Origin of the sequence: Enterovibrio baiacu (genome assembly GCF_004120195.1) — a bacterium.
Classification (GTDB): domain Bacteria; phylum Pseudomonadota; class Gammaproteobacteria; order Enterobacterales; family Vibrionaceae; genus Enterovibrio; species Enterovibrio baiacui.
Map to the genome: position 1 here is coordinate 38,768 of NZ_SCHN01000023.1, position 23,435 is coordinate 62,202.

Annotated in this window: 17 protein-coding genes; 13 read left to right on the forward strand and 4 right to left on the reverse strand. The window is 50.4% G+C overall.

Annotation, left to right across the window (positions count from 1 at the left end; genetic code table 11):
- The first annotated feature begins 183 nt into the window (after positions 1–183).
- The 9 genes from gltB (at position 184) to EQP46_RS21045 (ending at position 11,600) form a co-directional block, all read left to right on the forward strand.
- Positions 184–4,650, forward strand: coding sequence for a glutamate synthase large subunit (gene gltB, locus EQP46_RS21005; protein WP_129495502.1), 4,467 nt, complete (start codon positions 184–186; stop codon positions 4,648–4,650).
- A gap of 11 nt (positions 4,651–4,661) precedes the next feature.
- Positions 4,662–6,077 (forward strand): FAD-dependent oxidoreductase, encoded by a 1,416-nt coding sequence (locus EQP46_RS21010; RefSeq protein ID WP_129495503.1) that lies wholly within the window; start codon positions 4,662–4,664, stop codon positions 6,075–6,077.
- A 118-nt stretch (positions 6,078–6,195) separates the two neighbouring features.
- Complete coding sequence (gene mtnN / locus EQP46_RS21015; protein ID WP_129495504.1) at positions 6,196–6,897, forward strand: 5'-methylthioadenosine/S-adenosylhomocysteine nucleosidase; 702 nt, start codon at positions 6,196–6,198, stop codon at positions 6,895–6,897.
- Positions 6,897–7,862, forward strand: coding sequence for a cobalamin biosynthesis family protein (locus EQP46_RS21020; RefSeq protein WP_129495505.1), 966 nt, complete (start codon positions 6,897–6,899; stop codon positions 7,860–7,862). The genes mtnN and EQP46_RS21020 overlap by 1 nt, the downstream gene beginning before the upstream one ends.
- Entirely contained in the window at positions 7,862–8,683 is an 822-nt protein-coding gene (btuF, locus tag EQP46_RS21025; protein ID WP_129495506.1) for a vitamin B12 ABC transporter substrate-binding protein BtuF, read from the forward strand. Before EQP46_RS21020 ends, btuF begins: the two co-directional genes overlap by 1 nt.
- 95 nt (positions 8,684–8,778) lie before the next feature.
- Positions 8,779–9,387, forward strand: a complete 609-nt coding sequence (locus tag EQP46_RS21030) for a TRIC cation channel family protein (RefSeq protein ID WP_129495507.1) — start codon at positions 8,779–8,781, stop codon at positions 9,385–9,387.
- 195 nt (positions 9,388–9,582) lie between these two features.
- A complete protein-coding gene (locus tag EQP46_RS21035; protein ID WP_129495508.1) occupies positions 9,583–9,999 on the forward strand; it encodes a VOC family protein in 417 nt (138 codons plus the stop codon).
- Between the two features lie 72 nt (positions 10,000–10,071).
- Positions 10,072–11,052, forward strand: coding sequence for a questin oxidase family protein (locus EQP46_RS21040; RefSeq protein ID WP_129495509.1), 981 nt, complete (start codon positions 10,072–10,074; stop codon positions 11,050–11,052).
- Positions 11,049–11,600: a flavodoxin family protein gene (locus EQP46_RS21045; RefSeq protein WP_129495510.1), complete on the forward strand. Its 552-nt coding sequence runs from the start codon at positions 11,049–11,051 to the stop codon at positions 11,598–11,600. The genes EQP46_RS21040 and EQP46_RS21045 overlap by 4 nt, the downstream gene beginning before the upstream one ends.
- A gap of 138 nt (positions 11,601–11,738) precedes the next feature.
- On the opposite strand, the gene tyrS is transcribed toward EQP46_RS21045, so the two are convergent.
- The gene (tyrS, locus tag EQP46_RS21050; RefSeq protein ID WP_074926660.1) at positions 11,739–12,926 is read right to left on the reverse strand and encodes a tyrosine--tRNA ligase; all 1,188 of its coding nucleotides are present in this window, start codon (positions 12,924–12,926) and stop codon (positions 11,739–11,741) included.
- A 213-nt stretch (positions 12,927–13,139) separates the two neighbouring features.
- Here tyrS and EQP46_RS21055 point away from each other — a divergent pair, with 213 nt between their 5' ends.
- Positions 13,140–14,459, forward strand: coding sequence for a peptidoglycan DD-metalloendopeptidase family protein (locus EQP46_RS21055; RefSeq protein WP_129495511.1), 1,320 nt, complete (start codon positions 13,140–13,142; stop codon positions 14,457–14,459).
- Positions 14,460–14,539: 80 nt separating this feature from the next.
- Here the strand turns inward: EQP46_RS21055 and EQP46_RS21060 are convergent, their stop codons facing one another.
- From EQP46_RS21060 to erpA, 3 genes are all read right to left on the reverse strand, one after another.
- Positions 14,540–17,755, reverse strand: a complete 3,216-nt coding sequence (locus tag EQP46_RS21060; protein ID WP_129495512.1) for an efflux RND transporter permease subunit — start codon at positions 17,753–17,755, stop codon at positions 14,540–14,542.
- Between the two features lie 12 nt (positions 17,756–17,767).
- Positions 17,768–18,859 (reverse strand): efflux RND transporter periplasmic adaptor subunit, encoded by a 1,092-nt coding sequence (locus EQP46_RS21065; protein ID WP_129495513.1) that lies wholly within the window; start codon positions 18,857–18,859, stop codon positions 17,768–17,770.
- Between the two features lie 77 nt (positions 18,860–18,936).
- On the reverse strand, positions 18,937–19,278 hold the full coding sequence (erpA, locus tag EQP46_RS21070) for an iron-sulfur cluster insertion protein ErpA (RefSeq protein ID WP_129495514.1): 342 nt from the start codon (positions 19,276–19,278) through the stop codon (positions 18,937–18,939).
- A gap of 226 nt (positions 19,279–19,504) precedes the next feature.
- Here erpA and hemL point away from each other — a divergent pair, with 226 nt between their 5' ends.
- The 3 genes from hemL to rsmC all read left to right on the forward strand — a co-directional run bounded on the left by hemL (position 19,505) and on the right by rsmC (position 23,313).
- A complete protein-coding gene (gene hemL / locus EQP46_RS21075; RefSeq protein ID WP_129495515.1) occupies positions 19,505–20,794 on the forward strand; it encodes a glutamate-1-semialdehyde 2,1-aminomutase in 1,290 nt (429 codons plus the stop codon).
- 279 nt (positions 20,795–21,073) lie between these two features.
- On the forward strand, positions 21,074–22,159 hold the full coding sequence (locus EQP46_RS21080; protein ID WP_129495516.1) for an AI-2E family transporter: 1,086 nt from the start codon (positions 21,074–21,076) through the stop codon (positions 22,157–22,159).
- A 128-nt stretch (positions 22,160–22,287) separates the two neighbouring features.
- Positions 22,288–23,313 carry a 16S rRNA (guanine(1207)-N(2))-methyltransferase RsmC gene (rsmC, locus tag EQP46_RS21085; protein ID WP_129495517.1) on the forward strand — a complete coding sequence of 342 codons (1,026 nt, stop codon included), beginning with the start codon at positions 22,288–22,290 and terminating at the stop codon, positions 23,311–23,313.
- The last annotated feature ends 122 nt before the right edge of the window (positions 23,314–23,435 follow it).

The following is a 23,435-nucleotide window of genomic DNA, read 5'->3' on the forward strand; positions in this document are numbered from 1 at the left end:
GATATATATCGCTGTTAATTCGTAAAGTTAATGTAACGTGACGAAATTTGACCTGTTCATCAATAATAGATAACGTGCAGGGTCGGTAGAAAAAACACTGATCACAGTTAATCAACAAACGATGTCAGGAAGACATTAAGAAACTGCAGTCACTGCTTGGAGCAGTCGCAAGGGAGAATTGCAATGTCGCTGTATGATCCGATGCTGGAGAAAGACAACTGTGGCTTTGGCTTGATCGCCCACACAGAGGGTGAAGCTAGCCACAAACTTGTCAGAACAGCCATTTCCGCACTAGACCGAATGACCCACCGCGGCGCGATTAACGCCGATGGGAAAACCGGTGATGGTTGCGGCTTATTACTTCAAAAGCCCGATAACTTTTTCCGTATTATTGCCGAAGAGAACAACTGGACACTCAGTAAACTCTACGGCGTCGGTATGATTTTCCTCAGCCAAGATCCCGAGAAAGCCAAAAAAGCCAAAGCGATCTTTGAACGAGAAATTGAAGCCGAAACTCTGTCTATTGTCGGTTGGCGTGAAGTGCCAACCAATTCAGATGTACTGGGTGAAATCGCCCTCAGTTCGGTCCCAACGATTGAGCAAGTCTTTATCAATGGCCCTGCTGGTTGGCGGGCCCGCGATCTCGAGCGCCGTCTGTATATCGCACGTCGCCGCGCAGAAAAAGCCCTGCAAGAAGACGCTGATTTCTACATCACCAGCCTATCGACGCGCACCATTGTCTATAAAGGCTTGTGTATGCCGGCTGATCTACCAAGGTTCTATCTCGATCTGGCCGATCTTCGTCTTGAGTCTTCGATCTGTTTGTTCCACCAGCGTTTTTCAACCAACACCACGCCTCGCTGGCCACTGGCTCAGCCGTTTCGCTATTTGGCGCACAATGGTGAAATCAACACCATTGAAGGTAACCGCCAATGGGCTCGCGCGCGTGCTTACAAATTTAAATCGCCGCTGCTGCCTGATCTAGAGCAAGCCGCGCCGTTTGTGAATGAAACAGGCTCAGACAGTTCAAGTCTTGATAACATGCTGGAAGTCTTCTTGGCTGGCGGCATGGATTTATTCCGAGCAATGCGCATGCTTGTGCCACCCGCGTGGCAAAATCACCCAGACATGGATGACGATCTACGCGCGTTTTACGACTTTAACTCCATGCACATGGAACCGTGGGACGGTCCTGCGGGCATTGTGATGTCAGACGGTCGATACGCCGCGTGTAACCTCGACCGAAATGGTCTTCGCCCCGCGCGATATGTTGTCACCAAAGACAAACTGATCACCCTCGCCTCCGAAGTCGGCATCTGGGATTACGCGCCGGACGAAGTGGCCGAAAAAGGCCGCGTTGGTCCGGGTGAGTTGTTGGTAATTGATACCTTTGACGGTGAAGTCTGGCACTCCGCCGACATCGATAACGATCTGAAAGGTCGTCACCCGTACAAAGCATGGCTTGATAAAAACGTTCGACGCCTCACGCCATTCGAAGACATGGACCCAAGCGATCGCGCGAGCCAGCGCAGCATGGACGATGATGAGCTTCAGGTTTACCAAAAACTCTACGGCGTCTCGGGCGAAGAGCTCGATCAAGTGCTGCGCGTTCTCGGTGACATCGGTCAGGAAGCGACAGGCTCGATGGGCGATGACACGCCAATGGCGGTACTTTCTTCCAAAGCACGAAACGTCGCGGATTACTTCCGTCAAAAATTCGCACAGGTGACCAACCCACCGATCGATCCGTTACGTGAAAACCACGTCATGTCGCTCGCCACATCGATTGGTCGAGAGAAAAATGTCTTCTCAGAAACCGATGGTCACGCACACCGCGTCTCGTTCAAAAGCCCTGTTCTGTTGTATTCAGACATGGTTCAGTTACTTGAATTGGACGATGAGTATTATCAAAACAGCATCATCGACATCAACTTCAATCCTGCAGAGAAAGATCTCGAGCAAGCCATTATTGATGTATGCGACCAGGCTGAGCGCGTCGTTCGTGACGGCACGGTTTTGGTTGTTCTCTCTGATCGCGGCATCGCAAAAGACAAACTACCAATCCCTGCAGCCATGGCCGTCGGTGCCGTTCAACAACGTTTGGTAAACGCAAACCTGCGTTGTGATGCCAACATTGTTATCGAAACCGCGTCTGCGCGCGATCCACACCAATTTGCCGTTTTACTTGGCTTTGGTGCAACAGCGGTTTACCCATACCTCGCGTATGAATCCATCGGCAAAATGGTCGACAACAAAGTGATTGCCAAAACCATGTCGGAAGCGGCACTTAACTTCCGAAATGGTATCCATAAAGGCCTGTTTAAGATCATGTCTAAGATGGGCATTTCGACCATTGCCTCTTACCGCTGTTCTCAGTTGTTTGAAGCTGTCGGCCTTAATGACAACGTGGTTAACCTTTGCTTTAAAGGTGTGGCAAGCCGTATTCAAGGCGCAGATTTTGATGATTTCCAGCAAGATCTCGTCAACCTATCGCGTCGCGCTTGGCTCAAGCGTAAGCCTATCGATCATGGTGGCTTACTCAAATATGTTCACGGCGGTGAATACCACGCGTACAACCCAGATGTCGTTAACTCGCTGCAATCTGCAGTGAAATCCGGCGAAAGTGTTGACTATAAGAGCTATGCACAAACCGTCAACAGCCGCCCTGTTTCGTCAATTCGCGATTTAATGCGCCTCAAGCCCGTTGAAAAACCGGCGGTTCTTGAGCACGTTGAACCCGCCAGCGAACTGTTTAAGCGTTTCGACTCCGCCGCCATGTCTATTGGCGCCTTGAGCCCTGAAGCACATGAAGCCCTCGCGATTGCGATGAACCGCCTTGGCGGTAATTCCAACTCGGGTGAAGGTGGCGAAGACCCGCGCCGCTTTAACTCTGAGCGCAACTCTCGTATCAAGCAGATTGCTTCCGGCCGCTTTGGCGTGACACCCCATTACCTGACTAACGCCGACGTGCTGCAAATCAAAGTGGCGCAAGGTGCAAAACCGGGTGAAGGTGGACAACTACCAGGCCATAAAGTCACGGCAGAAATTGCGCGTCTTCGTCACTCAGTACAAGGCGTGACGCTCATCTCTCCACCGCCGCACCATGACATTTATTCGATTGAAGATTTGGCGCAGCTGATTTTCGATCTCAAACAAGTGAATCCTGGCGCGCTGGTGTCGGTGAAGTTGGTATCTGAACCGGGCGTAGGCACCATCGCGGTCGGTGTGGCGAAAGCCTATGCCGATCTCATCACTATTTCCGGCTACGACGGTGGCACAGGCGCAAGCCCACTGACTTCTGTGAAATACGCAGGTAGCCCGTGGGAGCTTGGCCTTGCTGAAACCCAACAAGCGCTTGTGGCAAACGGCCTTCGCCATAAAATTCGCCTTCAAGTGGATGGCGGGTTAAAAACCGGTTTAGACATCATCAAGGCCACCATATTGGGTGCAGAAAGCTTCGGTTTTGGTACGGCACCTATGGTCGCTCTTGGTTGTAAGTACCTGCGTATCTGTCACTTAAATAACTGCGCGACCGGTGTTGCAACGCAAGATGACACCCTGCGTCGCGATTACTTCAAAGGCTTGCCAGAGCAAGTGATGAACTTCTTTAAAGGCCTTGCTGAAGAAGTGCGCGAGCTGATGGCAGAACTTGGCGTCGAAAAACTTACCGATTTAATTGGTCGCACAGACTTGCTAGAAGCGGTTGACGGGTTCACGGCCAAGCAGCTCAAACTCGATTTGAGCAGCATCCTTGAATCACCAACACCGGTAGCGGGTAAATCCGTGTATTGGACAGAGCCAAATCCTCCGTTTGATAAAGCCTTGCTGAACCAAACACTCTTAGGCACGTTTGCCGATTCCATCGAAAAACGTCAACCCGCGAGTACGTACCTCAACGTCAAAAACACCGACCGCTCCATCGGCGCGACCTTGTCGGGAGAAATCGCGAAACGTTACGGCAACCAAGGAATGGCGGGCACACCACTCAATATCCAGTTGCAAGGTACTGCCGGGCAATCTCTGGGGGTTTGGAATGCAGGCGGCGTGCACATCACGCTCACGGGCGATGCCAATGACTATGTCGGTAAAGGCATGGCAGGCGGCAGGATCATCATCAAGCCGCCTGTGGGCTCAGCATTCCGTTCGCATGAATCGACCATCATCGGTAACACCTGTTTGTACGGCGCAACGGGCGGTAAGTTGTTTGCAGCAGGTACGGCGGGTGAGCGCTTTGCCGTGCGTAACTCAGGCTCTTTAGCCGTGGTGGAAGGCGCTGGCGACAATGCCTGCGAATACATGACGGGCGGTATTGTGGCCATCCTCGGGCATTGTGGCGTCAACTTCGGCGCAGGCATGACGGGTGGTTTTGCTTACGTGCTGGATGAAACGGGCGATTTTGCAGGCCGTGTAAACCCTGAACTGGTTGAAGCGCTCTCACTTGAGAACTTAACCATTCATCAAGAGCACCTCCGTGGTCTCATTGATCAACATCTGGAACTCACCGGTTCCGCTCGTGCGCAGGAAATCCTCGCCGACTTTGAACAATGGATCAGTAAATTCTATCTGGTGAAACCTAAAGCAGCAGACGTACGCTCTCTGCTCGGTCACCAAAGCCGAAGCGCAGCAGAGCTGCGTGTTCAGGCGCAGTAACGGAGGACCTTATGAGCCAGAACGTATACCAATTTATCGACGTACAACGTATCGACCCACGTAAGAAGCCGATCAAAACACGTAAGACAGAGTTCGTTGAAATCTACGAACCCTTCACGAGCACGCAAGCATCCGCGCAATCTGATCGCTGTTTGGACTGTGGTAACCCTTACTGTGAATGGAAATGTCCCGTTCACAACTACATTCCTCAGTGGCTTAAACTGGCGAATGAAGGCCGCATCATTGAAGCGGTAGAGCTATCTCACCAGACCAACAGCTTGCCTGAAGTCTGTGGTCGTGTGTGTCCTCAAGACCGCTTGTGCGAAGGCTCCTGTACGCTAAATGACGATTTCGGTGCCGTGACCATTGGTAATGTCGAAAAATACATCACCGACAAAGCCTTTGAAATGGGCTGGAAGCCAGACATGTCTGGCGTGGAGTGGACCGATAAGAAAGTTGCCATCATTGGTGCGGGCCCTGCGGGTCTTGCCTGTGCAGACGTCCTTGTTCGTAACGGCGTAAAACCCGTAGTGTTCGACCGCTACCCAGAGATTGGCGGCTTGCTGACCTTTGGCATTCCCTCGTTCAAATTGGAAAAAGACATCATGCGCAATCGTCAGCGCGTCTTTACCGAAATGGGCGTGGAATTCCAATTGAATACTGAAGTCGGTTCAGACATTACCTTGGATGCGCTTATCAAGGAGTATGACGCCGTCTTCCTTGGCGTCGGTACATACAAGTCCATGCGAGCAGGTCTTGAAAACGAAGACGCACCGGGTGTTTACGATGCCCTGCCATTTTTGATTGCCAACACTTACCGCGTCATGGAACTGGAAGGCGATGCCCCTGAGTTCATCGACATGGCTGGCAAGCAGGTTGTTGTCCTTGGCGGTGGTGATACCGCCATGGACTGTGTTCGCACCTCGATTCGCCATGGTGCGAAAAACGTTGTGTGTGCTTACCGCCGCGACGAAGCCAACATGCCAGGCTCTCGCCGTGAGGTGAAAAATGCCAAAGAGGAAGGCGTGAACTTCATGTTCAACCTTCAGCCTCTTGGCCTTGAAGTGGACAGCAACGGCAACGTGACAGGCGTCACCGTGGTGAAAACCCAGTTGGGTGAACCTGACGAAGCAGGCCGTCGCCGTCCTGAACCCGTCAAAGGCAGCGAACATGTACTGCCCGCCGACGCGGTTATCATGGCTTTCGGCTTCCAACCGCATCAAATGTCTTGGCTTGAACCGTTCAACGTTGATTTAGACCAATGGGGACGCATCCAAGCGCCAGAGCAAGGCGCATTCGCGTATCAAACCACCAACGAGAAAATCTTCGCAGGCGGTGATGCAGTGCGAGGTTCAGATTTGGTGGTTACCGCCATCGATGAAGGCAGAAAAGCAGCGGAAGGCATTTTGGATTACCTTGAGGTGTAAACCGCGTTGCTAGCGTCAAACATCACGAAATTAAGTGCCCGCAAGGGCACTTTTTTTTCGCCCGAATTTACCGCCATGTTACACTCAGTGCATTCCCAAAAACCGAACGAGTATAAACATGAAAATTGGTATTATCGGTGCCATGGAGCAGGAAGTTACCCTGCTAAAAAGCAAAATTAACAACTGCCAACTGCAAGAGATTGCCGGGAGCAAATTCTACACAGGCGACATGAACGGCGTTGATGTTGTTCTTCTGCAATCAGGTATCGGTAAAGTGGCAGCTGCGCTGAGCACATCGATTCTGCTTGATCGCTTTAAAGTCACCGAAGTGATCAACACAGGCTCTGCAGGTGGTTTCGATCCTTCGCTAAACCTTGGCGATGTGGTTGTTTCAACTGACGTGGCTTACCACGATGCTGACGTAACGGCATTTGGTTACACCATGGGTCAAATGGCAGGCCAACCAGCCACCTTTACATCAAACGAAAAACTGATGGACGTTGCAGAGCAAGCACTCGCGGCAATGAGCCCAGCGCCGCATGCGGTTCGCGGTTTGATCTGTACGGGTGATGCCTTCGTTTGCACAGCAGAACGCCAAAACTACATTCGTGAACATTTCCCTAACGTGATTGCGGTAGAAATGGAAGCAGCTGCCATTGCTCAAGCCTGTCATCAGTTCAACGTACCTTTCGTTGTCGTGCGTGCCATCTCTGATGTTGCAGACAAAGAGTCACCAATGACGTTTGATGAGTTCCTGCCTCTCGCAGCGAAAAGCTCAAGCGCTATGGTTGAGAAAATGGTCGAGTTGCTTAGCGCATAATGACCGAGCTCCCTACACCGTTTGAAACCTTGCTTGGCTATTCAACCTTGCTCGCAATGTGGGGAGCTTTGCTATTGCACTGGTTTTTTCCAGTGCCACCGTCGTCCAACCCTCTCAGTCTTTGGCGACGTGTAGCAGAAGCTATCGCAGACAAAGTAAACCATCTTGATGATGAACCGCAGCAACGTAAGCTTTCGGGCGCATTAGCGTTTGGCATCATGTGGCTCACGCTTGCCGTCGCGCTCATCGCCTTAAAACAACTGGTTTGGATCCCTTGGCTGTTCGATTTACTCCTTCTTTGGCTTGTCCTTGGTTGGCGTCCCATCGTCAATCAAACCCAACAGCTTGAACAAGCACTTGCCCGAGAAGACAAACCTGCAGCACGCACACTGCTTGCTGAAACCCTGAACAGAGACACACAAAGCCTGTCCAGTGTTGGCATCGCCAAAGCCAGCTGTGAAACCTTATTGCTGGGTTATGCGCGTCAGGTCATTGGGGTATTGTTTTGGTATGCCCTGCTCGGAGGCATTGGCGCATTTCTTTATACGCTCGTGGTGTTATTGGCACGCACTTGGCCGACACGCCGTGAGGAATATGCCGAGTTTGGAGTGTTCTCTGCGGCTTTTCTCTCCGCGCTCGATTGGGTGCCAACACGATTGTTTGCACTGCTCATTGCCACCGGCTACCGCTTTGAACCCGCCATGCTCGCAATCCGAGATAACGGGCAACGCTGGGCGACGAGCGGCAGTGATTGGGTACTTTCTGCCACAGGCGCAAAGTTTCAGTTATCTCTCGGCGGCCCAGCCATTTACGATAACCAAAAGATCACCCGCCCCAAATTAGGCGGCGATATTGCTCCCTCATCGGTTCATTTAGCCCTGCTGAATCAGCAGCTTCGCCAAAAGGCATGGCTATGGATTGTACTTCAAAGTTTCACCATGTGGTTCGCACACGGATTCCTCTAATGTCTCGCATTCTGTTTGTTTTGCTTTTATTGCCAAGCCTTGTATTGGCCGCGCCGCTGCGCGTGATCAGCTTATCGCCTCACACTACCGAACTGGCTTATGAAGCCGGTTTAGGGAAAAACCTTATCGCTGTCAGTGCCCACAGTGATTACCCACCAGAAGCCTTAGAGTTAGAACAAGTCGCTTCATACCGTGGCATTAAAATCGAACGCGTCGTGGCGCTCGAACCTGATCTGGTGCTTGCGTGGCAAGGCGGCAACCCTGAACGAGAACTGGCAAAACTTGAGCGTCTTGGCATCAAGGTGTTTTATTCCAACCCGCATTCTTTATATGACGCTGCAGACAATATCGAAAAACTGGGGGCGTACTCTGATGACCCGAATGCTGCAAAAGCACGGGCCGACGACGTGAGAAAAGCGCTGAAAACGATAGAAGACAACCAGAAAGGTAAAGCGAAGGTGCCGTACTTTTATCAGCTCAGTGACACACCATTAATGACGAACAACGGCGAACATTGGCCGCAACCTCTATTCTCTTTGTGTGGCGGCGAGAACATTTTTGCCAACAGTGCAGCGCCTTACCCGCAGATCAGCATGGAGCAAATTGTGGTGAGAAAACCACAAGCGATTTTCTACCCATCCAGCCGAATTGCACCGATGGACGTGTGGACGTCATGGGAAACATTTATTCCCGCCGTACAAAACAAACACATCTTCGAGGTGACGGGAGATTGGCTCAGCCGCCCAACACCACGCGCATTGAAAGCTGTTGCACAAATCTGCAAAGCCTTTGATCGGGTAAGAAGCGATCTGAATCACTAATTCGAATAAACATGACCGACAAGCCAGCGCAATGGATTGCCCAGTTACGGAAATAACGTAAAATCGCGCGCGCTTTTTATAGGGATAGCGCAATCATGCTTTTGTATTTTTTAGACATGTTTGGGACGGCAGTTTTCGCCATTTCAGGCGTTTTATTGGCGGGTAAACTCCGCATGGATCCATTCGGGGTTGTCGTACTTGCCATGGTCACCGCCATCGGTGGCGGCACCATTCGCGACATGGCGCTGGGTGCAACACCCGTGTTTTGGATTAATTCACCCGAATACTTGTGGATGATTCTGGCGACCTGCGCACTGTCTCTGCTCCTGATTCGACGCCCTCGTCGTCTGCCGTGGTACTTTCTCCCTGTCGCAGATGCCATCGGCTTGGCTGTATTTGTCGCCATTGGTGTTGATAAGGCGCTGAGCTATGGCGCATCACCGATGGTAGCTGTCATCATGGGCATCATCACAGGTTGCGGCGGTGGTATCATCCGTGACGTGTTAGCCCGAGAAATCCCCATGATATTGAGAACCGAAGTGTACGCAACAGCATGTCTCGCGGGCGGTATGATCCACACACTTGCGCTGGCTGCGAACGTGGATTCCGTCGCGGCTTCTATTGCAGGTATGGTCACCACACTTTCCATTCGACTCGCCGCCATTAGATGGCATCTCTCACTGCCCACTTTCGCCATCAAATAACCCTTCGACCTTTCGCCCCGCTTAATGCAGCAACGCATGACGTGGTGTTAAGGCTCAGAAACTCTGCAAAAACGCGCCCATTGTCGGCGCGTTTTTTTATGTCTGCCTCAATTAAATAAACTAAAAACTTTACTTAACTGTAATCTGACCTACTATATAAACATATAGCTTTACTTAATCACTAAGGAGCACGTCATGACCAGTTATGTAGAACATGCCAATATCACAGTAAGCAGCCTTCACCGTGCCATTGCTTTCTTACAAGCGGCAATGCCGGATTTTTCTGTTCGTGGTGAAGGAAGTAACGAAGAAAGAGCCTGGTGTCACATCGGAACCGACGCAACGTATATCGCGCTTCAAGAAGTGGTGATAGACAAACCAGTTGAACGCCTTCCCTACTATCAACTCGGCGTTAATCACATCGGGCTTGTCGTTGAAGATGTCACACGCGTGGCAGAAAACCTCAAAGCCGCGGGCTATGAGGAAACGATTTTTGATGAGAGTCATCCAAGCCGAAAACGCGTTTATTTCCGTGATGGCGATAGTCTGGAATGGGAGTTCATTGAATACCTTACCGAAGATATGAACAGCAGAAACGACTATGCGTTGTAACGATGACACAATGCAAAAACCACGTGTTGTAACAGCCCAACCTTCATAACGAAAGCGCAAAGGAATGCCATCATGTACCAAGCACTCACTACCACAGGCCTTGAGCTAATAAGGAAAAGTCATCGCTTCGGGCCAACCTTCGGACCACGCTTTTCAAACCACCTGCCAATGGCGATCACCGCCATGCAAAGGCTTGGCGCTTCAACGGCGCAGCTGGAAAAAGAGTACCAGCGCGCCGCCGATCATTTAGCGCCATTGGGTGAAGTGCTTGGTGTCGACACGCCAACCTTGGGCGAGAAAGCGCACAACGCCGATTTCGTGGCGTATTACTGCATCATGCTAGGTAAACTTGGTACAGAAGAAACACTGCGACGCATACTGCCGTCTCTGCTACCTGGGATCTCCGCGGGTGCGTTTCATGGCGTTATCCGTCTCGCCTATGCGGTAGAGTTAGAGGATATAGACGAGATCAGTCATGCCCTAGCCTATTGGTCATCGGGGTACACGCCGCTCGGCGCGCTCTCCTTTCAGCAAGATCTGAGTCCGCAAGACGATTTAAACCAGGCGCTTTCGCTGTTTCATGATCACACCTATCGAAAAGGGATCATCATCGATCATGTGGAGGAGCTCGTCACACTGGAGAAGTACCAAGCCATCGCAAGCCAGCCGGATTCATTGTCTTTGGAAGTGGTTGCTCGCATTGTGCTCACGCAATATTCCACAAGCGACGATTTCACCTTGCTACACGGGGTCACCGGTTTTCAGGCACTCCTCTCCCTTCTCCCATTCATCGAAGAGCAAGACGCAGCGCTTCATTACTTTTGGCAAGCCTATGTTGCCGCGGCGTGTACTGCCGAATATCGCGAACCTCACTCAAACGAAGGGCTGCACTCAGATGTTGTCGCGGACTGGTCACATTGGTTCGAACGGTCTTTGGAAACAGAAAACGATCACACCATCAAGCTGATATACAGCTGCGCGCGACTTTACGATTCACTTCGTCTCCCCGAAGCCTTACACGCCGTTAAGTGTCGCTTGGAGAACGCATCATGAAGCGCATTGCCATCGTCTACTTTTCACAAACAGGAAGCACTGCGAGCATGGCGCAAGCCGTTGCAGAAGGTGCAAAACAGCGAGATACAGACGTCCTGCTTTACCCAATTGTGGGCACGGACATCATTGAAGGTCGGTTTAAGAATGAAGCCTTGTTTGATGAACTCGCCAATATGGATGCCATTATCTTTGGATCGCCAACCTACATGGGCGGCCCTGCGGCACAATTTAAAGCTTTTGCTGATGCCAGCAGCGAGTCATGGTCAAATCAGTTATGGCACAACAAGCTCTCTGCCGGATTTACCACTGGCGGTAGCCCGTGCGGAGAAGTGCAAAGCACGATTGAGAGTTTTTATATTCTCGCCACGCAGCACAGCATGCTTTGGGTGGGGGTTGATGCCCCAGAAGGCACAGCATCAAAAACGTTCAACCGCCTCAATTCGTCGCTCGGTGCCATCGGCATGGTGGATGAAAAAGGCCAGTTGGATGACATTGATATCAAAACGGCAAAGCGCCTTGGTGAGCGGGTGGCATCACTTATTCACTAGGGTCTGTTGACCTGATTTAGGACGGGACACTTATTTAAGACGGGGCTCTTATTTAGGACGGGGCAAAGGCACAAAAAAAGGCGCTTTTCAGCGCCTTTTCATTTTGCATTCGCTCAGTAGCAAGCGCTCTGCGGTAAATTACGCTAACGTGATACGCGCAAATTTACGTTTACCCACTTGGTACACTGCCGTACCAGCCGCAGGAACCAGTTTGGTATCGTCGACTTTTTCGCCGTCAATCTTCACTGCGCCTTGGCGGATCATACGCATTGCATCTGAGGTAGAGCCAACCAAGTCAGCATCTTTCAGAAGGTTAGCAATGGCGACGCCTTGCTCGAAAGAAAACTCTGCCATTTCATCTGGCATCGCACCTTTTTGGAAACGATTGATGAATTCAGCTTCTGCCGCTTCCGCATCTGCTTCAGAGTGGAAACGAGCAATGATTTCTTTTGCCAGCAAGATTTTCACATCACGTGGGTTCTTGCCGCCTTCGATGTCCGCTTTAAATTGTGCAATCTCTTCCAAAGGACGGAATGACAACAATTCGTAGTAGCTCCACATCAGATCATCAGAGATCGACATGATTTTACCGAACATCTCGTTAGGTACGTCGCTGATACCAATGTAGTTATGCGCAGACTTCGACATTTTCTTAACGCCGTCCAAGCCCACCAGCAGTGGCATCGTAATAACCACTTGCTGAGATTGACCGTTTTGCTTTTGCAGTTCACGGCCCATTAGCAAGTTAAACTTCTGGTCGGTACCACCCAGTTCAACGTCTGCCTCAAGCGCCACTGAATCATAACCTTGCAGAAGCGGGTAAATGAATTCGTGGATCGCGATTGGCTGATTGTTGCTGTAACGCTTTTTAAAGTCGTCACGCTCAAGCATACGTGCAACGGTAGAGCTTGCTGCCAAACGGATCATGCCGTCAGTGCCTAGCTCGCTCAACCAGCTTGAGTTGAATTCGATGCGTGTCTTAGCAGGATCCAAAATTTTGAAGATCTGCTCTTTGTAGGTTTCAGCATTGCTCAAAACCTGCTCACGCGTCAGCGGCGGACGTGTTGCGTTCTTGCCACTTGGGTCACCGACCATCGCGGTATAGTCACCGATAAGGAAGATTACTTCATGGCCCAGCTCCTGGAACGCACGCAGTTTATTCATGATCACAGTGTGACCAAGGTGAATATCCGGCGCCGTTGGATCCGCACCCAACTTGATACGAAGAGGACGGTTTTCTTTTAGTTTCGCAATCAGTTCCGCTTCAGGAATCAATTCCTCAACACCACGCTTAATTTCGGCTAGCGCGGCTTCAATGCTCGCCATAGTTTATCGCTCCCACAGAATCGGCAATTTTTCGTAAAGCGACATACTACTTGAATAGCGATGGTTTTTGAAACCAGTTAGACTTATATAAATAAGCAAGATATGACGCTTGCATATAAATCAAAGGGAACCACTCGCCACTCTGATTTTCCGAGGGATTTGGCAAGCATCAGTGTGTTCCGGGTAATTTCATTTTCCTAAACGATATTTTTAATGCCTGTAAACAGAATTGCTGCGCTACCTCGCCTTCATCAGGTGTCTATTATGGCCATCAGTGCGCTTGTCGTGCTGTTGATTTTGCTCCCCTCAGAATCCCCGACCCAGCACCCTGAGTCGAAATTTGAGATCGGGAAACAATACCCCATAAAACTCGAAGCTAATTCCCTGCTTCCCCCAGAAGACGAAGCCCAACCCGTCAGCAATTTTGCGTCACTGACTTGGCATAAGTTCAAAGTCCAAGCCGGTGATAGTCTTGCCGTGATTTTTAACCGTGTCGGAATAAGCCCCACAACCCTTTACCGACTCATTAACAGCGACGAAGGCACCAAGAAATTGGCATCGCTGAAAGTAGGAGACGAGATCCACCTCGGCTTCGACGACCAAGGGTTGTTTAGCCAATTGGTGCAGCCTCGCGGTGTAAATGAAACCCTCGTGGTCACGCGCATTGGCGATCAATTCGTATCAAAGGTCGAATCAAAAGAAATCGACACACAAGTTAACTTTGCGTCAGCCACCATTGAATCAAGCTTTTGGAATGCAGGGATAAGCGCAGGACTGAATGCCAACCAAATCATGGAACTTGCAGGCCTGTTTGGTTGGGATGTCGACTTCGCGTTAGACATTCGACAAGGCGATGCTTTCTCTGTGCTATTCGAAGAGCAGCTCGTTGAGGGTGAAATCATTGGCCGTGGGAATATTCTTGCGGCAACGTTTACCAACCGCGGCGAAACCTTCACGGCTATCCGTTCGAAAACAGGCAAGTATTTCGACGAGAAAGGTCGCGCCATGAAGAAAGCGTTTTTACGCTCGCCTGTTAACTTCCGTTATGTCAGTTCCAACTTTAACCCTCGCCGTTTACACCCCGTAACAGGCAAAGTGAAATCGCACCGAGGCACGGATTACGTCGCACCTGTTGGCACCCCCATTTGGGCGGCGGGTGACGGCATCGTCATGAAATCTGCCTACAACAAATTCAACGGTAACTATGTCTTCATCAGGCACAGTTCAACCTACATCACCAAGTATTTGCACCTCTCTAAACGTAAAGTCAAAACAGGGCAGCGTGTGAAGCAGGGACAAACCATTGGTACGCTGGGCGGCACAGGACGTGTGACAGGCCCACACTTGCACTACGAGTTCCTCGTTCACGGCGTGCACAAGAACCCGCGCACAGTGAAGCTGCCGCAAGCGAAATCCCTCTCAGGCAAAGAGAAAACCGCGTTTATTGCACTGGCAAAAGACCGATTGGCGCAATTGAACAAATTGAGTGAGCTTCTTGCCTCTATTGGCACCTTAGAGCGCAACCACTCCTAACGGAGGCTTTATCACTCAAACGAAAAAGCAGCGCGATGCGCTGCTTTTTTAATACCACCTCTAAACGCTCCCCAACGTCGCTAGGACTGAGATGCCGGCACGGTGTTTTGCTTAAACGACCCAGAAGTATCACCTTGCTCTTCTTCGGTATCAGAAGAGGTAAACGTCAATCCTTTTTGCTTACTTGGCGTTTTAGAAGGCGTGTCAGGCATTGCCTTCTTAGGCTCTCTCGCCAGCATCAATAGGCAAGGCGTAAGCACAAGCGTCAGCACGGTCGAAAATGCCAACCCACCCGCGACCGCCGTCGCAAGTTGAGACCACCACTGCGTACTCGGTGCGCCAAATTCAACGCCTTGATTGACCAAATCAACGTTCATCTCTAACACCATCGGCATCAGGCCGAGAATCGTTGTGACGGTTGTGAGTAGCACAGGCCGTAAACGCTGCGCCCCGGTTCGTAATATAGCATCGGCTTTCGCGAGCCCTTGGCGACGTAGCACATTGTAGGTATCAATCAGAACAATGTTGTTATTGACCACGATCCCCGCCAAGGTGATCACCCCAACCCCTGACATGATCACCCCAAAAGGACGCTGGAAGATAAGTAACCCCAGGAAGACACCAACCGTGGAGAACAAAACTGCACTCAAGATCAAGAAAGCTTGATAGAAGCTGTTGAACTGGGTGATCAAGATGATCGCCATCGCACCCAATGCCGCCATAAATGCCGTTATCAAGAATGCCTGACTGTTGTTCTGCTCTTCGTTTTGGCCCCGCACGATGGTTTCCACACCACTTGGCAGCCCCAACGCCTCTATCTGCGCAGTGAGTGTCGGCAGTTCAAGGCTCAAGTTATACCCTTCTGCCATGTCAGCCATCACTTTCACCACACGCTTACCGTCTACGCGATCAATGTTCCCTTGCTTTTGCTCTGCGGTGATCTTCGCGAAGTTGGTAATAGGCACTAACCCGTGCTCAGTTTTAATTCTGAGCTCATCGAATCGGCCGATGTCCCTTTTGTCTTCAGGGTACCGCACTAAAATATCAACTTCTTCGTCGGCATCATCTGGCAAATAATCACCAATTTTCAGACCGTTCGTCACAAACTGAACCGTGTTTCCCACCAGCGTAGCATCCGCGCCAAACCTCGCGGCATCAGCACGATCAATATCAATTGACCAATCAATTCCGGGCTTGGTGAGGGTGTCGCTCAGGTTGGTGAAAGCGACATTCTGCTCCAACAGCGCACGAAGTTGTCTTGCCGCAGGTTCAATGTCGCTGTTAACGTCTGACGTCACTTCAATGGACAGATCCTGCTCACTTGGCGGCCCTGCATCTGGCTTTTTGAATTCCAACTCAAGCCCCGCAAGATCCGACGTTTTTTCGCGAAGTTCAGCAATGATTTCCTTCACTTTACGGCGCTCTTGCCAATCAACGGGTTTCATCTGAATAACGCCGATTTCATCTTGCCCGCCAGTTCGGGTGTAGACACTTTCGATTTCATCCATGCCCAACACACGCGCTTCAACTTCTTTCATCAATACGTCTTTTTCGTAGATAGAAAGGTCACCATGAGAACGGACTTTGATATTAAAAAACGCAGGATCCACATCAGGGAAGAATTCAGTCCCCAACCCAGATTTGTTGTAAGCAAAACCCACCGTAAACGCGACCAATAGCGCTGAAAGTAGAATTTTAAGCGGATGATGAATGGCGACCTTTAGCGTGTTGATGTAAGCACGCGTAATGCCCCGCGCCTCATTGAAATCACCGTTTTCGATCGCCTGCATGCGCGCTTGCTGCTTATCCGACAAGGCCAACGGCTTACCAAACCAACTCCCAAGCACGGGAACAAAAAGCAATGCCATCACCAAAGAGGCAAACAAGGTCGCAATCAAGGTGAGCGGCATGTACTTCATGAACTCGCCCGTGATGTCAGGCCAGAACAACAAGGGGGCAAAGGCGACGAGTGTTGTTGCTGTCGAGGCGATTATCGGCCATGACATGCGATGGGCGGCTTCTCGATAAGCTTGTTTACGATCGATGCCTTCGCGCATACGCCTGTCGGCGTACTCGGTCACCACAATCGCGCCGTCCACCAGCAGCCCTACCGCCATGATCAAAGAGAACAGCACAACGATGTTCACGGTGAGGCCAAACAGTGACAATACGACCAAACCCGTCAGGAAAGAGCCCGGGATCGACACGCCCACCAAAAACGCGGTTCGCGCCCCTAAAATGGCGATGATCACCACCACCACAAGTAGCACGGCAGATAAGATGTTGTTTTGCAGGTCAGAAAGCATGGATCTGACATCGTCAGACCCATCCCAGGTGTATTTCACTTGCAGTGCAGCTGGCCACTCTGGTTGCTTTTGCGCTTCAACCAACACGGCTTTCACCAACTCCACCGTTTCGATGATGTTTTCACCCGCGCGCTTTTTCACATCCAAAACGATGGCGGGTTTACCGTCTAATCGCGCAAAGCTTTCTGGATCTTTGAAGCCACGACGCACCGTTGCCACATCTTCAACGGTCACCACCTGAACGCCATCGACCTTGATGGGCAGTTCAAGAACATCCCGTGCAGACTCAAAAACAGACGGGACTTTCACCGAAAAACGCCCGTATCCCGTATCAACATAACCAGCAGCAACCACGCGGTTGTTACGGGCAACAAGGTTAAATATCGCTTCTTGGTCAAGGCCGTAACTTTCAAGCAGCAACGGCTCCACGATGATTTCAACCACGTCATCACGATCGCCCGCCACATCCACTTCGAGCACTTGCTTAAAGCTTTCCAGCTTCTCTTGAAGTTTGCGTGCGATCTTCACAATGGCGCGCTCAGACACATCACCATACAGGGCAACCGACAGAACAGGCTGTTCGCTGGCAAAGGTCACTTCGTTGACGGTGGGCTCATCACTGTCTTCAGGTAATCGAGGTTTCACCAGATCCACGGCTTCGCGTACATCCGCCATGGCCTGCTCCAAATCGACACCCACGTTAAATTCGAGTGTGACTGACGCATGGCCTTCTGAGGCAATGGCCGTCATTTCCTTGATGCCTTCAATCGAGCGCAACTCTTGTTCAACAGGACGAACAAGCAAGCGCTCTGAATCTTCTGGCGAAATCCCTTCATGGCCTACCGACACATAAATGACAGGAATGGTGATATCAGGATCGGATTCTTTAGGAATGGTTTGGTAGGTGTAAACGCCTGCGACAAACAAGAAAAGCAGCAGAGTTACCATAGTTCGCGTGCGTGCCAGCGACGCATCAATCAAGCTTCTCACAACAAGGCCTCCTTATTGTGCGTCGGATTGACGAACAGCAATGACCGCATCACCATCTCGGACAAACCCTTGTCCTTTTGTGATGACATCAACTTGATCGCCAAGCCCTGCCAGCCACACGCCGTCTTGTTCGGCTTTGACCAGCTTGGTCGAAACAAAAGCGACTTTGTCACCCAATAAGGTTTTCACCCCTAAATTGCCAGATTCATCCAGCGCTAACATTGAAGGCAACAACTTCACCGCGCGTTGTTCTTCAAGAGGCAAATCCACTTCGGCACTGATCCCCGCGGGGATAGCTTGCTCAGGGTTAGGAATTTCGAGTTCAATGGTAAAAGTATTGGTGGTTTGAGAAGCGGTGCTTGATTGATAGCGAAGACGACCTTCAAGCTCATCACCACTGACAAAAATAATGGTGGCAGGCATGTTGGCATCAATATGACTGATGTGCTTTTCGCTAACATCCGCCGTGACAATCAAAGGATCCAGATCGATGATGCTCGCAATCGGATCGCCGACAGCAAGATAATCCCCCACTTCCACCATCACATCATCAACAATGCCATCAAACGGCGCACGGACTTGAGTGTGGGAAAGTGCGATCGACAAGTTCTCAACATTGGCGCGGGCTTCAATCAAATTCGCTTCGGCTAGCGAGAACGCAACTTCGCCTTGTAACCCTTTTTTCTTCAACGATTTGGCAGCGTTATATTCTTTCGTTCTTACCAAACGTAGCGCCTTCGCGCGCTCTAGCTGCGCATTCCGGTCGCCTTTGTCGATATTCAACAGAAGGTCCCCTTTCTTCACTGTCGCGCCTTTTTTCACACTGACACTGACAATACGACCATCTGCTTCAGAGGAAATCGTCGCTTCGCGATCAGGTGCTGTGCGGCCATATAAAGAAATAGAACGCGTAACAGGTTCGGCAAAGAAGGTATCTACCGACACGCGCGTTAGCGGGGCTTGTGTTTCTGTTTTTGACTGCTCAGGTTGCGTGTCATCGGTGTGACCGCTGCCAACCCAAAAAACGAGAAGAACAAGGAGAACCAAGGAAATGATCCAAGGTCGTTGAGAGAAATAAGACGTGATTGCGCCTGCATTAGCCATAGTGATTATCCTGACTTGGTTGCTGCAGAAAATAAAACGGGCTCTATCCATCAAGCCCGTTTAGTGTGTCTTATACTTTATACACTGAATGACGCACCACAACCACAGGTGGTCGTTGCATTCGGATTGTTTACGAAGAAACGTGAACCTTCTAACCCTTCGGTGTAATCAACAACACCACCAAGCAAATATTGCAGGCTCATTGGGTCAACCACCAAGGTTACCCCTGATTTTTCAATGGTCATGTCGCCGTCATTCACGTTTTCATCAAACGTAAAACCGTATTGGAAACCGCTGCAACCACCGCCTGTAATGTATACACGCAGTTTCAGGTTTGGATTTTCCTCTTCCTGGATCAGCGTTTTTACCTTGTTCGCCGCTGTCTCAGAGAATTGCAACGGCAAATTGGTATCGCTCATTTCTACCTCACATACGCTTTTATATTATTCGCATTATCTAATACCTGACTATTTCGTTCAAGTATTGTGCATTTTGCTCAAGGGCATTCAGCAATCATCCCTCACATACGTCAATAATGACATGTCTGTGATAGTAAACGCATCAACTAACTCGCCTGATCTACTCGCATCTCGTACAATACGGTCAGATTTAACACTGACGAACTAAATGGCCTAGGAAAGAACCATGACCAAATCAGCCGAGTTATTCCAACAAGCCCGCAAAACCATTCCTGGCGGCGTAAACTCTCCTGTTCGCGCTTTCGCAGGCGTTGGCGGCGATCCAATCTTCATCGAACGTGCAGATGGCGCGTATATTTATGACGCCGATGGCAAAGCGTACATTGATTATGTCGGTTCTTGGGGTCCAATGATCTTGGGGCACAACAACACCGCCATTCGTGACGCAGTGATTGAAGCGGCGCAGAACGGTTTGAGCTTTGGTGCGCCGACTGCGCGCGAAATCACCCTCGCGGAGCTTGTTAGCCAGCTCGTACCTTCGATGGAAATGGTGCGCATGGTGAGCTCAGGCACAGAAGCGACCATGAGTGCCATCCGACTGGCACGTGGTTTTACTCGTCGTGATAAGTTCATCAAATTCGAAGGCTGTTACCACGGCCACGCTGACTGCTTGCTCGTAAAAGCAGGTTCTGGCGCACTGACGCTTGGCGAACCAACGTCGCCAGGTGTTCCCGCTGATTTTGCAAAACACACCCTCACATGCACCTTCAATGACCTTGATTCTGTTCGCGCAGCCTTCGAACAATACCCAGAAGAGATTGCGTGCATCATCGTTGAGCCTGTTGCTGGCAACATGAACTGCATTCCTCCACAACCGGGTTTCCATGAAGGCCTTCGTGCACTGTGTGATGAGTTTGGTGCCCTGTTGATCTTTGATGAAGTGATGACAGGTTTCCGTGTTGCACTTGGCGGCGCACAAGCACACTACAAGATCACGCCTGACCTAACGACGCTGGGTAAAGTGATTGGCGGTGGTATGCCTGTAGGCGCCTTCGGTGGTCGTCGTGAAGTGATGGAATACATTGCACCAACGGGCCCGGTATACCAAGCGGGTACATTGTCAGGTAACCCTGTAGCGATGGCAGCAGGCGAAGCGGCGCTGAATGAACTTCGTAAAGAAGGCAATGAAGCGCAACTCGCGAGCATCACTAAGCGCCTTGCTGAAGGCTTTAAAGCAGCAGCAGACAAGCACGGTGTTCCACTGGCGATTAACCAAGTGGGTGGCATGTTCGGTTTCTTCTTTACCGACAAAGAAAGCATCACGTGCTTTGCAGACGTTCAACAGTGTGACATCGAGAAGTTCAAACGCTTCTTCCACTTGATGCTGGACCAAGGTATTTACTTGGCACCTTCAGCATTTGAAGCAAGCTTTACGTCTCTGTCTCATGGTGAGGAAGAACTTGCGGCAACGTTGAAAGCCGCGGATAGCGCATTTGCAGCGCTGGCTAACAGCTAAACAACGCGTTTGTAACCGAAAAAGCGGCGTATTTCGCCGCTTTTTTTGTCTCTATACCCTGCTAAATCGGGTTACTTCCAGAAGATCGCCACGAGAATGGCAAGCACGATGAGGCAAGCCATAGGCAAATTGATTCTGCGTCGTTTTTTGGACTGACACTGTCCTTCACAACATCCCACCACATTTACCCTTTTTCCGTCGAAAATCACAACGTATCATAGGCTTCACACTACACTGTTCACCAGACAATCTGGAGAAGAACAAATAAGGAGCCTATCTGTGGCATCTTCTTACAAAGTTGAGCCTAAGCACTGGACGCTCATTGCCGCACTGGCTCTGGCTGCTTACGCTTGTTACGCCTTAATCGCTCCCTATGTGGGATCCATCGTTCTCGCGTTTATCGTTTCGCTGCTGTTTTTCCCAATACATGAAAAAATCGAAGGCAGATTTAGCAAACACCCGAACATAGCGGCATCGCTGTCTTGCGTTTTATTGACCGTCATAGTCATCATCCCTTTGATTTTCGTTGCTGCCGCCATCTTGCAGCAAGGGATTCATTTCTTTACCAACGCCTATAACTGGCTAACCCATGGCGGGGCGAAAGAAATTGTCTCTATGCCTATCGTACAGTCTGCACTGGATACCCTCGATAAATGGCTGCCTGCTGACTCCATTAACTCACAAGAATTAATTTCACGCGTCGCATCCACGGTGTCATCAATGAGCACGGAAATGATTGGCCTCAGCTCTCGCGTTCTAGGCGATGTCACAGGCGTTTTCGTCAACTTTTTGTTGATGCTGTTTGTGCTGTTTTTCTTGCTACGCGATCACGACAAGATCATCCAAACCCTGCGTCATGTCAGTCCTTTGTCACGAAGCCAAGAAGACACCTTGCTGGATGAAGTTGAGAAAGTGGCAAAATCTGCAGTGATGGGCTCGTTTCTCACTGCCCTTGCACAAGGTTTTGTCGGTGGCTTTGCCATGTGGATGGCAGGGTTTGCAGGGCTATTCTGGGGAACAATGATGGCGTTTGCCTCATTCATCCCTGTCGTCGGCACGGCATTGATCTGGATGCCAGCCTCCGCGTACCTGATGCTGATTGGTGAATGGCAGTGGGCTGCGTTTCTCGCAGGTTGGGGCGTGCTCGTCGTCGGTTCCGTCGATAACTTATTGCGCCCACTATTGATGCAAGGAAACTCAGGGATGAACACCTTGTTGATTTTCTTCTCCCTGATTGGTGGCTTGCAGGTCTACGGGCTAATGGGGTTGATTTACGGCCCTATCATTTTCTCGCTGACACTGGTGTTGTTCCGTATGTATGAAACGGAATTTCATCACTTCTTAGAGAAGCAAGACAACTCCTAACTTGGGTTGTCACTGCGCCGTTGCGCGAAACAATGCAGCGATAACGACATCTAGTGTGCGCGGAGAGTTTCCTCACGACTCGCTTTGTGGGAAAATCCGCGCTCATTTTTTTATACGTCGAGGCGTTCATGTCTTACAGCACCCCAAGCCAAGTAGTGGCTCGTCAACTTGAGTACTTTGAAGGTAAGCATGTATTGCTCGCCGGTGAGCTGGAAGACACTTTCGCCACCGAACTGTGTGAACACGCCGCCAGCGTCAGCATTTTTACCACCAACTTGGCGTACGCCAATCAAATGTCGCATTACAGCCAGTTGGATGTTCAGTTTGGTGATACCTACCAAAAAGCGCCGAATGTCGACATGGTGTTGCTGTACTGGCCAAAAGCAAAAGCAGAAGCAGAGTTCTTGCTTTCAATGCTGATGGCAGCGCTCGGCAAAGACACTGAAATCGTTGTTGTGGGCGAAAACCGCAGTGGCGTTCGCAGCATCGAAAAGATGTTCGCGCCTTACGGCAAGGTCACCAAATTTGATACGGCGCGTCGCTGCAGTTTCTATTGGGGACAATGCATCAACGAACCTGCACCTTTTGAGCTTGATGCGTGGTTTAAGAGCTACCCACTTTCTCTTGGGCAGGACACAATCACGATCCGCTCACTGCCTGGCGTTTTTAGCCATGGCGAATTAGATGCGGGGAGCCAGCTGTTGTTGGACACATTGCCGTCACTAAAAGGCTCTGTGCTTGATTTCGGTTGTGGCGCAGGCGTGATCGGCACTGCCATTAAACTCCGCTACCCTGACACACTGATCACTATGGTGGATATCAGCGCACTGGCGGTTGCCTCGGCCAAAGAAACCTTACGTTTTAACAATCTTGACGGAGAGGTTTTTGCGTCTGACGTCTACAGCGCTGTAACGTCAAAATTCGACAATATCGTTAGCAATCCACCGTTCCATGCAGGCTTGAAAACTCACTATGCTGCAACGGAAACCTTCCTTGAGCAGGCTACGTCATTTTTGTCGAAACAAGGGCAATTAATGATTGTTGCAAATAGCTTCCTTCGCTATCCGCCCTTTATTGAGGCGGCATTTGGCCATTGCGAGACACCGGCCAAAAACAATAAATTTGCGATTTACCACGCGATCAAAAACCGTTAAACACCTAAAGGGCTGTTCGCAGCCCTTCGTTAAAAACGTTAAAACTGAGTACTCGCACGCGCTTCATTGATAACTTACTTGCCAAGAAAAATTAAGTCAGTATAAGGATTTTTGACACGGTC